Origin of the sequence: Fictibacillus terranigra, assembly GCF_030412265.1 — a bacterium.
Lineage (GTDB): Bacteria > Bacillota > Bacilli > Bacillales > Fictibacillaceae > Fictibacillus_C > Fictibacillus_C terrinigri.
Genome location: NZ_JAUHLN010000001.1, coordinates 574718 through 588086 on the forward strand (window position 1 = coordinate 574718; position 13369 = coordinate 588086).

A 13369-nucleotide genomic window follows, 5' to 3' on the forward strand; every position below is an offset into this window, starting at 1 on the left:
TCATTGCTGGTTTTTTAATGTTTATATCGACACATTTTGTCGATGTTTAGGAATTTTATGGTATAATCATGGATATTATTTCAATTTTTAGAACTATTAGAATAAAACGTTGGAAAAACATTTCCATGATGTATGGCTGTAGAAGGAGGGGGAATAATCATCAAAAAGGTATCTGTTATTATTCCAATCTATAATACGAAAGAATTTTTACCAGAGTGCCTGAATTCGGTAATCAACCAGACGTACCCCAATTTAGAGATATTGCTTATAAATGACGGTTCTGATAAACCATGCCGTAAAGTGATCATGGAATACGCAAAAAAGGACGATCGTATAAGCGTTATCCATTCTACAGAACGAAAAGGCGTCGGGGCCGCCAGAAATGCAGGGATGGATACTGCAACAGGTGATTATGTTTACTTCTTGGATAGTGATGATTATCTGCCTTTGACCACTATTCAGCTCCTGACCGAAAGTATTGGGCAGTACAGCATGCTATCCGGAAGTGTAAAGAAGATTACCTTTAAAGTAGAAGCCGATCTCCCTGAGCGCACACATAAAGTTTTAGAAAATCGGAACAAAGACCGCTTGTTTAGAAATAATTCGGTACTCAACCGATTAATTTCACTTCATTTTATACATAGCCACAACCTCAGATTTAATGAGGAGGTGGAGTGCTATTCAGACATTTCTTTCCTGATACCCGCCATGATTTATTTAGATCGATGTCCTTATTTAACGGACTGTCTTTATTATAAGAGGGTCAGGAACGATCCCATCACTAACCCAGCGCTCTCCCAGCTCGAAAGGGATAAAAAGGTTGGTGATTTTTTGCGGATCTATAATGATATGAAAGACTGTTATGGCAATCATGCAGCGGCGTCCAATTTTCTTGATCAGCAATTTCTAAATTATTACCGCCGATCGATCATCATGCTTCTTGCGGATCGAAAGCAGGTTGAGCAAACCTTTAACAAAGCTTCAATATCAGCAAAAAAAGTAAACCCCCGATCGATGAAGAAGTTAAATATACTTGTAAAAGCTGAGGTGGATCAGCTGAAAAAAGAGAGGAAGGCCATCTTTAGCGGATTAATTAAGCTTCACCATTTTCTTTATAATGCAGCAGGAGCCATCAGAAGCAAGCGCAAAATATTTTTAATTCTGTATCGAAGCCTATTTATTCGGCTGCCCTTAAAAGAAAAAACGGTGGTTTTTGAAAGCTTTTTAGGAAAAAACTACTCTGACAGCCCAAAATATATTTATGAAGAAATGCTAAAAAGTAAAAAGGGGTATAAATTTGTCTGGATCTTTAATGAAAAAAGGAAAATACCGGGTAACGCAAGACAGGTAAAGCGATTCAGCCTGGCTTACTATTATTATCTGGCTACTTCTAAATACTGGGTCAGCAATTCGAGACTCCCGATGCATCTTGATAAAAGGCCCGGAAACATCTATTTGCAGACATGGCATGGGACCCCTTTAAAGCGGCTTGTTTTTGATATGAATGATGTATATTCTGCGAATCCAGATTATAAAAAGCATTTTTATAAGCAGTCAAGAAGATGGGATTATTTGATAGCGGCTAACCAATATTCATCTGAAATTTTCAGAAGCGCCTTTAAATATGAAAAAGAGATGCTGGAGTTCGGCTATCCCCGCAATGACATTTTGCATGATGCGGATCGCGAAGAAAAAGCACAGCAAGTGAAGCTTCAGCTTGGCCTTCCTTTGGATAAGAAGGTAATTCTTTATGCTCCAACATGGCGTGATGATGATTATTATCAATCTGGAAAGTATAAATTTCAGTTAAGACTGGATCTGGAGGAGATGAAGCAAAGGCTAGGCGATGAATATGTGATCCTTTTGCGCATGCATTATTTTATTGCGGACAACATTGATACGGCAGGAGCGGAAGGTTTTGCCTATAACTTCTCCAAGCACAATGATATTGCAGAGCTGTATTTGATTTCAGACTTGTTAATTACGGATTATTCGTCGGTATTTTTCGATTACGCGAATTTACAGCGTCCTATTCTTTTTTATACTTATGATTTGGAAAAATACCGGGACACGCTCAGAGGGTTTTATATTGATATGGAAAAAGAAGTTCCAGGACCGCTTTTAAGAGACAGCAGTGAGGTCATCAGCTCGATTGAAAACATAGATATAGTAAAGAAGCAGTATAAAGAAAACTATGGTCGGTTTTACGATAAATATTGCAGCTGGGAAAATGGCAATGCAACGCAGCGAGTGATAGAAAGGGTTTTTAAATAAGGTATAACAAGGGGCCGGTGAATTACCCGGCTTTATTTTTATGTAAGGTCTGGACGAGAGGTGAGAAAAAAGGTATACTCTAAATAAGAACATATGTTCGTTTTATAATTCGTATTATTCCTCAGAATTAATCCCTTGTAAAGACCTATTTTAAAAATTCCCCCATCTTTCTTTGACTTCTAACATTAAATATTAGGAAATTATGTGAAATCAGCAGGGATTTCAGTCTTCCATGAAGTAATTGTGCTATCATCAATTGTTGAACTCAGTGACTAAGCTGAAAGGAGCCTGCTTTGACATGAACGTTCTGGTAGCGGAAGACGACTTGCATCTCGGAAAGTTAATTGTCCATATGCTGAAAAAAAACAAATATCATGTGGAGTGGGTATCAAATGGCGACGATGCCTATAACACCGCGCTGGCAACTGATTTTGACATTGTTATTCTGGATTGGATGATGCCTGGCCAAAACGGACTGGAAGTGTGCAGGCGGTTAAGATCAAAGGGCTATTCTCAAGCGATCTTAATGCTCACGGCAAAGGACTCCGTGCAGGACCGGATTCATGGGCTCGATGCAGGAGCCGACGATTACCTCGTCAAACCGTTTGAGATTGACGAGCTCCTTGCCAGGCTTAGAGCTTTGTCGCGCCGGAATTTTGCTCCTATCGTGGAGGAGAAAGCCGTTCTTTATGATATTGTTTTGAATCGTACAAGCTATAAAGTGAATTCAGCAAAGCGGGAGATTCAGCTGACACCGAGAGAATTTCAGCTCTTTGATCTTCTTGTGCGCAATAGGGGCCAAGTGCTCCCGAGGGAAACCATTCTTGACCGAGTATGGGGCATAGATGCAGATGTATCGGCGAAAACAGTGGACGCTACTGTAAAGCTTCTCCGCAAAAAACTGGGAAAGCTCACTAAAAAAGAGATCATTGAAAGTGTCCGCGGAGTGGGGTATCGCCTTGAAAACTAGCCTTTATTCCCGCTGGAATCTGTTGAAAAACCTGAACCTCATCAGCCGTACCCAATGGCGGCTGACGATGATTTATACCGGCATCCTGATGCTGTTTTTAATTCTTTTTATGGTCATCGTTTATTTTTTGCTTTATGGAGTGATTGTCAGCAGCCAGGAGGATCAGCTGAAAAAACTCGTGGATCAGGAAGTAACGGTCATCAAACAAAAACTGATAAAAGGAAAAACGCCTTCCATACAAAACTTTGTGATGCTTTCTGATGAGCAGTTCTTCTATTACGTGGTCGATGCGAAAGGCAATCTTCTGACGGGCGATGAGCTTTATCATCATCTTCGCCCGAAGCTGTATCAAGAGCTGGAAGGATGGAATCCAGACCCCAAAGAGATTCGCTATGAGAACCTAGATATCTCCTATTTTGTTCCCTGGAAAGAGGATCCGAACAAGCGGAACATTGATTTAATGATGGCAGGACGCAAAATATATAAAGGAAATCAATTCATTGGTATTTTATATGTAGGGAAAAGCATATCCAATAGAGTAGAACTTTTTGACTGGCTATTGAATATTTTTGCCATTTTGCTTGTATTCTTTTCCTTTGTCGCCTTTTTTATCAGCTATTTTATGTCGAAGCGAGCGATGTCGCCGATCATTAAATCGTATATGAAACAGCGCGAATTTGCTGCGGATGCGTCACATGAACTGCGAACGCCATTAAGCGTTATTTTATCGTCAATTAATGCATTGGAGATGGAAAAGCCGCTTCAGGAGGATGAATTTTCAAACTCCGTACTCTCCAATATGAAATATGAAGTGAAGAGGATGATTAAGCTGGTAGGAGATTTGCTCACATTGGCCCGTTCCGATGCGGAAAATACGAAGTTGCGAAAAGAAGTGTTCGATCTTCACGAGCTTTCAAAAAAAGTGGTTCATTCGGTTGAAACTCTTGCGGATGAAAAACGTATAACATTAAAGCTGAACGCACCTGCTAAGCTTTTTGTGTACGGGAACCGTGCGCGGCTGGATCAGCTTCTTTACATTCTGCTGGAGAATGCAATCAAGTATTCACCGGAAGAAGCAGAGGTTAAGCTTGAACTTACTCTGAAAAATGAAGATAAAAATAAAATGCTCGTTATATTGGTTGAGGATCAGGGTATAGGGATAAAGCCTGAAGAACGCGAACGGATATTTGAGCGTTTTTACCGTACGGATAAATCACGGTCCAAACAGCTTGGAGGCCACGGTTTGGGGCTTGCGATTGCAAAATGGATCGTCGAATCTCACAGCGGCTGGATCCATGTTGAGGGCAAGTCCGGAAAGGGAAGCGTTTTTACAATTAAAATACCGCAATAATAAACGAAAACAACTGCTAAAGTAAGAAATTTTTAGGAAAAATAAATAAAAATAAAATTAAATCTTTGCTTTTCATCATATTTTCACTTTTGCTATTTATAATAAAATAGACTAAAATTTACAGGTGCGAAAAAAAGCAAATAGACAATTATGTTTTAGAGGTACTAGAAGAGGTGAAAGAATTGAAAGGTCTTTTAAAAGCTGGCCAAAATGTTGTACAAAAGCATCTTGGTTTTTTCATTTTAGCTGTTGTTCTTTTTTGGCTAAAAACGTATACAGGCTATCTCGCTGAATTTAATCTTGGTATAGAAAATGGAATGCAGAAATTCTTGCTGCTGATTAACCCGATCAGTTCAGCTATTTTCTTTTTTGGGCTGGCTCTCTTTGCAAAAGGTAAAAGAGCCTACATCTGGACGATTGTCCTTAACTTTTTCCTTTCCTTTGTTTTATATGCAAACATCGTGTATTACCGATTTTTTAATGATTTCATCACGATGCCGACCCTTACTCAAACGAAAAACTTCGGGGATCTGGGAGGAAGCATCTGGGAACTGCTGAAGCCTTATGACCCGCTTTATTTTATTGATACCATCATACTAACCGTTCTGGTGGCTGCAAAATTCATCAAACCGGAGCCGGTTCGAATGGCTCGCAAGAAAGTGCAGCTCGTGCTGGTTTCAGCGATTGCGCTGCTTATTATCAACATCGGTTTGGCGGAAACAGATCGTCCGCAGCTTTTGACGCGTACATTTGACCGCAACTACTTGGTGAAATACCTTGGAACATACAACTATGTGATTTATGATGCTATTCAAAGCATGCGTATTTCCGCGCAAAAAGCATCTGCAGATTCAAGCGATATGGGTGACGTCCTCAACTACAAAGACGCCAACTACGCTAAGCCTAATCCTGCTTACTTTGGCAAGGCGAAAGGCATGAATGTCATTTACATTCATCTGGAATCATTCCAGAACTTTTTGATCAACTACAAACTGAATGGTGAAGAAGTGACACCGTATTTAAACTCGTTCACAAAAGATAAAAATACGTTATACTTTGATAACTTTTTCCACCAAACAGGTCAAGGTAAAACATCAGATGCAGAATTCATGCTGGAAAATTCCATCTATGGACTTCCGCAAGGTTCAGTATTTACTACGAATGGGAATAACACGTTCCAGGCAGCACCTGCTATTTTAGGTCAAAAAGGTTATACTTCTGCCGTGTTCCACGGGAACTACAAAACATTCTGGAACCGTGATGAAACGTATAAATCTTTTGGTTATGACAAGTTCTTTGATGCAAGCCATTATCAGATGAAGGATGAAGATGTAGTTAACTACGGCCTCAAGGATAAACCATTCTTTAGAGAATCCATCCCAATGCTGAAAACATTGAAGGAACCGTTCTATACGAAATTTATTACGCTATCCAACCATTTCCCTTATCCGATCGATGAAGAAGAAGCTACCATCGGTCCGGATGATACAGGAGATGGATCAGTCGACCGTTATTTCCAGACAGCACGTTACCTGGATGAATCGATTAAAGAGTTTATGGATTACTTGAAATCTTCAGGGCTTTATGACCGCTCTGTCATTGTCATGTACGGTGACCATTATGGTATTTCTGAAAACCATAATGAGTCGATGGCCAAAGTTCTGGGCAAAGATCAAATTACTCCATACGACAATGCCCAATTGCAGCGAGTACCGTTCATGGTCCATGTTCCAGGGATTAAAGGCGGAGTACAGCACCAGTATGGCGGACAAGTCGATGTGCTTCCGACATTGCTTCACTTGCTCGGAATCGATACAAAAGAGTATGTCCAGTTCGGAACTGACTTGCTGTCCAAAGATCATCAACAAGTTGTTCCATTCCGTAACGGAAGCTTTGTGAGTCCAAAGGTTACCGCGATCAATGGAAAATACTTTGATACCAAAACTGGGCAACCGGTTAAAAAAGATCCGGAAATTCAGAAGGAACAGGAATTTGCCGAAAACTCACTCCAGCTTTCTGACAAAGTGGTTTACGGAGACCTGCTTCGCTTCTATACTCCACGTGATTTTAAACCGGTAGACCGTTCGAAATACGATTACAACTTCCGCGGTGAAGAAAAAAGTAAAGCAAAAACCGAAGGCGAAGGGCAACCAAAGCAGGAAGAAGCACCTGCAGGCCAGTCACAAGAGCAAAACTAAACAAGAAAGCATTGCCTGGAAACAGGCAGTGCTTTTTTCTTTATAAAAAAAGCACCCGTTCATGCGGGTGCTCAAATTTACACGTTTTTACGGGTTAGCAAGTAGTCAATCACTCGGTCAGAAGAATGGCCATCATGCAAGCTGCAAAACGTTTTATAAAACTCGCTGTAATCAGGTGCTACTCCTTTAATGACTTTAGGCAGGGCCTGAAGCAGCTGTTCTTCGGTGTAGCAGATCTCACCTGCATGCCGTTCGCTTAAGTCAAAGTAAGAGCCTCTTAAAGGACCGACATAATCGTCGTAGTCAGGGACGTAATAAATAACAGGTTTCAAGCTGCAGTACCAGTCAAATACAATGGAAGAGTAATCGGTGATAAGGACATCAGCTGCACACATCAGCTCAATGGCATCGTCCCAGCCGCTGACATCAATAACTCGGCCAGCGAGACCTGTTATTTTATCATCAGAGCTGCTCATATGATGAGATCGGATGAGCAATATCGCGTCTTCAGGAGCATGCTCAATAAATTTAAATGGATCTAACATCAAATTGAATTCGAACATAGAGTTCCCAAGATGTTTGCCATCGCGCCAAGTGGGCGCATAAAGGTAGACAGGCACGTTATCGTTGTGTACTCCAAGTTTTTCTCTTATTTTTTGTCTGACATTCAAGTACCTATCGTTATCATAGAAGATATCATTGGAAGGATAACCGAATTCTACGACTTCCCCTTCATACCTAAAAGCTGATTTGAAGATCTTTGTAGAATAAGGATTTGGAGATAATAGGGCATCCCATTTCGTTGATTTCACATAGAACTCAGGAGTCGAGCGTCTTTCTAATGGACGGGATAAAATGTCCCAATGCAGTCTTTTGAAAGGTGTACCGTGCCAGGTTTGAAAATAGAATGTCTCCGGCCGATGGTACCAAAGCGGGAAAGTCGTGTTGTTGATAATATATCGTGACCGTGCGAGAAAGTTATAATACTCTGAGGATGCTCTTTCTACAATAATAGGATCTCCCGGAATCTTTTCTTTGCCGGAATAACACCACACATATGTATAATTCGGATACCGTTCAATCATGCGTTCATAAATGTATCTCGGGTTGCCAGTATACTGTTTTCCCAAATTACTCTCGAAAAAGAACAGGTGCTGATCAACCTTATTAGCCTCTGCGGCCTTTTTGTATTGCCAAGGTACTCCAAATCCGCGAGACTGCGCAATGAAATTAAAAACTGCAGGATATTTGGGGAATACATTCTTCTTTAAGTCATCCTGAGAAATCGTCGAAAAATAATCCAAAACAAAGGGGTTTAAATCCAAAGAATCCGTTTTCATTTCTCCACCTCCAGCGTCTGTTAGAAAACATTTTTATCCATTGTCATCATTTACCTATTATACCTTAAGCCCAAACATCTTCCAATGAAGTGTTGTCGGATGGTGGAACAGAAAAACAGATGCCAAGGCGATGGCATCTGTTTTTTTAACTTATGCTGTTTTGGCTAGCTTAGGTGACGTGTTCTTGATTTTACGATTGATGTTGCCTACAATATAGGATCCAAACGGCAGAATGGATATCAGTTTAATTAGAACCATCGAGATCAAAAGTGTGATCAAGAAGAGCGAAAACACTTGCAGATGGGTTTGATCAAACCATTGAGCGCTATAGGGAGCCAGGTAGCGCTGAACCTGCCAATGAACCAGGTAGATCCCAAATGAATAATTGCTGATCAGGTTCACGATTTTCATGTTCGGAAGCCGCTGTCCCCAAGCCAGAACGAAGAGGCCGAGAGATACGGTTAGCGGCAGCAGATCAAGACGTTTTGAACCTACACTGACGTAACCGGATATATAAAAGATGAGTACGATCACAAGACTTAAAATCACCCCAATGAGGGTATGATAACGGTATTCCTGCAGTTTGGCGGCAATGACTTTATAATTTCTGCCAATCGCATAGGCAATGGTAAAGTATGCAAACCATGCGGTGAACGGAATTTTCAAATACGTTAAATTTTCTTTAATCCAAGGGTGCGCGCCCTCCATTACTTTAAAATGAAGAGCCATCACAAGAATACTGAGCGGAATGAGCCAGTTCATTGTGATCCTGTACTTTGTTACAACGTAATGCAGGAGATAAAATTGAAAAATGATCAGAACAAAATACCCTTCGTAATTTCCCAACAGGTTGTTTTTAATCATAATAGCGATATCAATATTGGGGTTAAGGTGGTAGCTCACCAATGCATCAATGACCGCAAAGACGATGAAAGGAGCAAGAATCCACTTCACTCTCTTCTTCCAAAAATTTTTTGGAAGCTCATCGGGATAGCGGTTTGCCAGAATGATCTCGGACAGGATGACAAACGTTGGCGTGGCGTAGCATAAAACGATACGCAGCAGGCTGTAAGCTTCGGACGCAGGGTAACCGCCGACAGAAACGGCTGTCAGTGATGTGCTGTGCAGGAATACGATGCACAAGCAGGCGATGGTGCGCATTAAGTTCCATTCTTTAATCAAGGGTATTTGCCCCCTTTCCATTAAAATCAGACGTTCCAATCAATTCATGAACACCATAACAATGAACAAGGAAAGGGAGCAACAAGATTCTACATTCTTAACAATTATTTATATAAACTTTATAAAACTTTTAAAAAGTAAAATACATGAAAAGACGGCACTCTCTGAGACGAAAAGTTGCCGTCTTTCTTATGATTATTTGATGGGGATGAGGATATCCATCTGCTTGGTTTGAGGATCTGCGCTTCGATTATCGTAAAGCTCGATCTCGACTCCGCCAGCGTGTTCATAGCCAGAGGATGGGAACCATTCCTTAAAGATATATTGCCATGTTGCCTGAATGCTGTCGGAAAACTCGTAATCCGATACTTTTGGTGTGGTGAACACCGCGTATTTCGTTTCAGGAAACGTTCTCGCAACCAAGCCATCAGGTACGTTGCTGGCATCTGTCACTTCAGAACAGATTAAGTAGCTGAACGAACTGTTCTCCTGGTTAAAGTCTGTGCAGATGCCAAGTTCTACAGACGGATCCTTCTTATCTGGAATGGCTTCTCTCATTTTATTGTTGTGCAGGTAAGTCTGCCAGAACGCCGGTATTTCCTTTAGATTCTTACCGTCTTCACTCGTGGTTTTGAGTTCATATCCGATCACGCTGAATTCTGGTTTCATTAAAATTTTCGGCTGCATGAATGGTCCTCCTACAATGGGTTTGTTGATGAGGGCGGCTTTTTCAGGGAGCGTAAAGGTGTACAGCTTTTCTTTCCGAAACTGCGTGGGTGTCACCGCGAATCGTTTTTTGAACGCCCGGTTAAAGGACTCATGGGAAGAAAACCCGCAGCTGAAGGCAATGTCCACAATCTTGAGCTCTGAATGGACAAGCAGATCCGCTGCGTGCGCAAGCCTTCTTTTCCGAATATAGTCCATTACCGGGTGGCCGACCAGCATCAAAAAGACGCGGTGAAAGTGAAAAGGCGAAAAGCAGGCAATGCTGGCGAGTTCCGGAAGTGTTAATGATTCCTCCAGGTTCTCTTCGATATAGTCGATCGTTTTTTGAATATTGTAGTAGTAATCCGTAACGTCCGCCTCCCTCATGACTCTATCTTAAAATGGTTCAGAAAGGAATTCTTAACCTTTTTTGCGGTGTTGAGGTTTTTAGTGCCTTTTTGGTGCCAGGCACCGAAATTAAACCCTATTCTTTTTCGGCAAATGAATGAATAAAGCCTTCTTTTCGGGAAGTAATGGTAAAATGAGGATAAGAAAGGCAGGCTAAATCGGGTGCCAGGCACCGTAAATAGGAAGGGGCGATGTATATGTTTTGTGATCTTGGAGATGTTCGGGTTCATTATGAGGTACGCGGGGAAGGGACACCAATCATTTTGATACATGGGTTTTCTCTGGATTACCGGCTGATGGAAGGCTGTATGGAACCGGTTTTTGCAGGTAAAAGCGGATATCAGAGAATTTATCTGGACCTCCCGGGGATGGGGAAGACCAAGGGAGAGCACTGGATTAACGGAACGGATGACATGCTGGAGGTTGTGACACGTTTTATCGATGAAGTCATTCCAGGGCAGTCATTTTTAATTGCGGGTGAATCGTACGGGGGCTATCTTGCGAGAGGAGTTGTAAGCAAGATGGCTGGAAGGGTAGAAGGGCTGCTCACGATTTGTTCACCGATTTATGCCGAGCATGCCAAAAGAGAGCTGCCGGAGCATACGGTGATTAAAACGGATAAACGGCTGATCGCTTCCTTAACAGAGGAAGAAGCTGCGGAATTCACCTCCCTTGCAGTGGTACAGGATGAGTATGTCCTGAACCGAACGAGGGAGGAAATCATGCCAGGCGCGTTGCTGGCGGATCCTGATTTTTTGGAGAAGATCAAACAGAACTATTCTTTTTCCTTTTCCATTGATCTGGCGAAGCCTTTTGAGAAACCCGTACTGTTCTTTGCAGGAAGGCAGGATGCGGTCGTCGGCTATAAGGATCATTGGAAAGTCATGGGCCAATTCCCTCGTGCATCTTTTGCTGTGCTGGATCGTGCTGGGCACAACCTTCAGATTGAACAGCCAGCAGTATTCAATGCGTTAGTGGCTGACTGGCTGGACAGGACAGAAGAGACCACCTCCCTGAAAAAAGAGCCCATAAAATGACCGGTGTGGTATAATGGTTTTTTCCAAAGAATAACTATATTACACAAGAATTGAAACAAAAAGGTAAGGTGAAAGAGGCATGATAATAAGAGAAATAAAAAAGGAAGCACTGGTGGCCTTGGAAAACAAATGGGGCTTTGCGGTTTTGCTGGCCTTCCTTTTGGGGATATTTACGGTTTTCCTTCCAAACGTCATTGATTTTTTTGTATTGGGTGGAGTTGATGAGTTTAATGGAGCAACACGAAGCGTATGGGCAGACATATTTTCTTTGATCATTACGGGTATTGTTTATCCCATTTCGATTGGTTTTAACTGGGTGTTTTTAAGTCTCATACGGCGCGAGCCTCAACAAGTGAAGAGCATGTTTCAGCCCTTCCTGGATATCGGCACTTTCCTGAAAATTATTGGTACATCGATTTTAATAGGAATTTTCACGATGCTATGGACACTGCTGTTGATCGTTCCAGGAATTATCAAAGGGCTTGCCTATTCGCAAACCTTTTATGTACTCAAGGATAACCCGGGCATTTCCATGACAGGAGCAATCACCGAAAGCCGTCGGTTAATGGACGGATACAAGTGGAAGTATTTCCTTCTTCAGCTGAGTTTTATCGGCTGGATCCTCTTGGCGCTAGCGACATTCGGGATTGGATTCCTATGGCTGATTCCTTATATCACGGCTTCCTCTGCTGAATTTTACAATGAAATTCGCCAGGCTAAAAACAACGATTCTGTTGAAGCTTAATAAGAAAGGGCATCTGTGCATTAAGCACGGATGCCTTTTCTAGTGATAGGAAAACCTATTCTCTTAGTAATAAAAATTCCCCTGTTTGCAGGTGGTCACCGTAATGTTCTGCTTCTTCATGTTCGACCCCCAGGAAAACGAGCCGCTCTTTTCCCGAGAGATTCTGTGAGAAGGACGAGTTGTCGGATTGGTCCAAAAAATGCTGGATGGTCTGCTCGTTGTCTTCTTTTTCTTCGATGGTCTCATAGGGGCCAACGACTAAAAAAGTGCTGTTCTCGTGCTTCGGTTTCAGATGATTTCTCTCATCCACCGCTTCCTGCTCGGTTTTATACACTCCCACTACGTTAAACATTTTTCTTCCCCTCCCTAAAGATGTTAAATATTTAAATAATGAAAATAACTTTCCAATCAATACCCGTAATGTTTCAATCTGTAACATTATGTAACAAAAAATCCTCTGAGTGATAACCAGAGGACGAAGGAGTCGTGTTTTTTAGTTTTGTTTTTCCAGCGCCAGTTTCATGCCAAAGCCGATCAGGACCACCCCGGTGACTCCCTGCATGATCCGCTGAGTCGCAGGCCGTTTCATTAAGACACTGATCTGGTTGATTAAATAAACGTAAAAGAAGAACCAGACTGCGGTCAGAACCGTATAGGTAAGTCCCATGATGGAAAACTGAACAAATGCATCGCTTCCTCGTTCTAGAAACTGCGGCAGAAAGGTGAGGAAGAAGAGGGCGACCTTCGGGTTCAGCAGGTTCGTCAGGAATCCCTGTCTGAAACATGAGCTTGGCCTGTGGTGATGAGCTGACTGCTCTGCAGAATCTTCTGCATACCCGGTCTCAATTTTCCGTTCCTTCATGGACCAGAGCGATTTGATCCCAATGTAAACCAGATAGATCGCACCGGCATATTTAAAAATAGAAAAAAGAAGTGCCGACTTTACGATAATGGCAGACAAACCGACGACTGCCGCAATGGTATGTATAAGTAAAGCACAGCATGTACCAAGCATGGTTTTAAAGCCGCCGTTCTTGCCGAGAGATAACGTGTTCCTTGTGGCTATGGCTGTATCAGGGCCCGGAAGAATAATCAGGCACACCGCCATGACGACAAAAAGAAAAAAATGTTCCAACGTTTTAAACGCCTTCCCCAGTTA

11 protein-coding genes are annotated in these 13369 nt (G+C 42.0%); 6 read left to right on the forward strand and 5 right to left on the reverse strand.

Features of this window, described 5'->3' with window-relative positions:
• Positions 1 to 132 precede the first annotated feature (132 nt).
• From QYF49_RS02830 to ltaS, 4 genes are all read left to right on the forward strand, one after another.
• Positions 133 to 2274, forward strand: coding sequence for a bifunctional glycosyltransferase/CDP-glycerol:glycerophosphate glycerophosphotransferase (locus tag QYF49_RS02830; protein ID WP_290398113.1), 2142 nt, complete (start codon positions 133 to 135; stop codon positions 2272 to 2274).
• 298 nt (positions 2275 to 2572) lie between these two features.
• On the forward strand, positions 2573 to 3244 hold the full coding sequence (locus tag QYF49_RS02835) for a response regulator transcription factor (RefSeq protein WP_290398114.1): 672 nt from the start codon (positions 2573 to 2575) through the stop codon (positions 3242 to 3244).
• Positions 3234 to 4595, forward strand: coding sequence for a sensor histidine kinase (locus QYF49_RS02840; RefSeq protein ID WP_290398115.1), 1362 nt, complete (start codon positions 3234 to 3236; stop codon positions 4593 to 4595). Before QYF49_RS02835 ends, QYF49_RS02840 begins: the two co-directional genes overlap by 11 nt.
• A gap of 182 nt (positions 4596 to 4777) precedes the next feature.
• Complete coding sequence (ltaS, locus tag QYF49_RS02845; protein WP_290398116.1) at positions 4778 to 6793, forward strand: lipoteichoic acid synthase; 2016 nt, start codon at positions 4778 to 4780, stop codon at positions 6791 to 6793.
• 77 nt (positions 6794 to 6870) lie between these two features.
• On the opposite strand, the gene QYF49_RS02850 is transcribed toward ltaS, so the two are convergent.
• The 3 genes from QYF49_RS02850 to QYF49_RS02860 all read right to left on the reverse strand — a co-directional run bounded on the left by QYF49_RS02850 (position 6871) and on the right by QYF49_RS02860 (position 10407).
• Positions 6871 to 8133, reverse strand: a complete 1263-nt coding sequence (locus QYF49_RS02850) for a CDP-glycerol glycerophosphotransferase family protein (protein WP_290398117.1) — start codon at positions 8131 to 8133, stop codon at positions 6871 to 6873.
• 150 nt (positions 8134 to 8283) lie between these two features.
• Positions 8284 to 9315, reverse strand: a complete 1032-nt coding sequence (locus tag QYF49_RS02855; RefSeq protein WP_290398118.1) for an acyltransferase family protein — start codon at positions 9313 to 9315, stop codon at positions 8284 to 8286.
• Between the two features lie 195 nt (positions 9316 to 9510).
• Positions 9511 to 10407: an AraC family transcriptional regulator gene (locus QYF49_RS02860; protein WP_290398119.1), complete on the reverse strand. Its 897-nt coding sequence runs from the start codon at positions 10405 to 10407 to the stop codon at positions 9511 to 9513.
• A 218-nt stretch (positions 10408 to 10625) separates the two neighbouring features.
• Between QYF49_RS02860 and QYF49_RS02865 the strand changes: the two genes are divergently transcribed.
• Positions 10626 to 11465 carry an alpha/beta fold hydrolase gene (locus QYF49_RS02865; RefSeq protein ID WP_290399025.1) on the forward strand — a complete coding sequence of 280 codons (840 nt, stop codon included), beginning with the start codon at positions 10626 to 10628 and terminating at the stop codon, positions 11463 to 11465.
• A gap of 79 nt (positions 11466 to 11544) precedes the next feature.
• Entirely contained in the window at positions 11545 to 12210 is a 666-nt protein-coding gene (locus QYF49_RS02870; RefSeq protein WP_290398120.1) for a DUF975 family protein, read from the forward strand.
• A 55-nt stretch (positions 12211 to 12265) separates the two neighbouring features.
• On the opposite strand, the gene QYF49_RS02875 is transcribed toward QYF49_RS02870, so the two are convergent.
• On the reverse strand, positions 12266 to 12562 hold the full coding sequence (locus QYF49_RS02875) for a hypothetical protein (RefSeq protein ID WP_290398121.1): 297 nt from the start codon (positions 12560 to 12562) through the stop codon (positions 12266 to 12268).
• Positions 12563 to 12703: 141 nt separating this feature from the next.
• Entirely contained in the window at positions 12704 to 13318 is a 615-nt protein-coding gene (locus QYF49_RS02880) for a LysE family translocator (protein WP_290399026.1), read from the reverse strand.
• Positions 13319 to 13369: the final 51 nt, after the last annotated feature.

Excerpts from the sequence above, each read along its gene's own strand:
- QYF49_RS02830 (WP_290398113.1), top strand. The coding sequence starts at position 133 with ATGGCTGTAGAAGGAGGGGGAATAATCATCAAAAAGGTATCTGTTATT.
- QYF49_RS02835 (WP_290398114.1), top strand. The coding sequence starts at position 2,573 with ATGAACGTTCTGGTAGCGGAAGACGACTTGCATCTCGGAAAGTTAATT.
- QYF49_RS02850 (WP_290398117.1), bottom strand. The coding sequence starts at position 8,133 with ATGAAAACGGATTCTTTGGATTTAAACCCCTTTGTTTTGGATTATTTT.
- QYF49_RS02860 (WP_290398119.1), bottom strand. The coding sequence starts at position 10,407 with ATGAGGGAGGCGGACGTTACGGATTACTACTACAATATTCAAAAAACG.
- QYF49_RS02865 (WP_290399025.1), top strand. The coding sequence starts at position 10,626 with ATGTTTTGTGATCTTGGAGATGTTCGGGTTCATTATGAGGTACGCGGG.
- QYF49_RS02870 (WP_290398120.1), top strand. The coding sequence starts at position 11,545 with ATGATAATAAGAGAAATAAAAAAGGAAGCACTGGTGGCCTTGGAAAAC.
- QYF49_RS02875 (WP_290398121.1), bottom strand. The coding sequence starts at position 12,562 with ATGTTTAACGTAGTGGGAGTGTATAAAACCGAGCAGGAAGCGGTGGAT.
- QYF49_RS02880 (WP_290399026.1), bottom strand. The coding sequence starts at position 13,318 with ATGGCGGTGTGCCTGATTATTCTTCCGGGCCCTGATACAGCCATAGCC.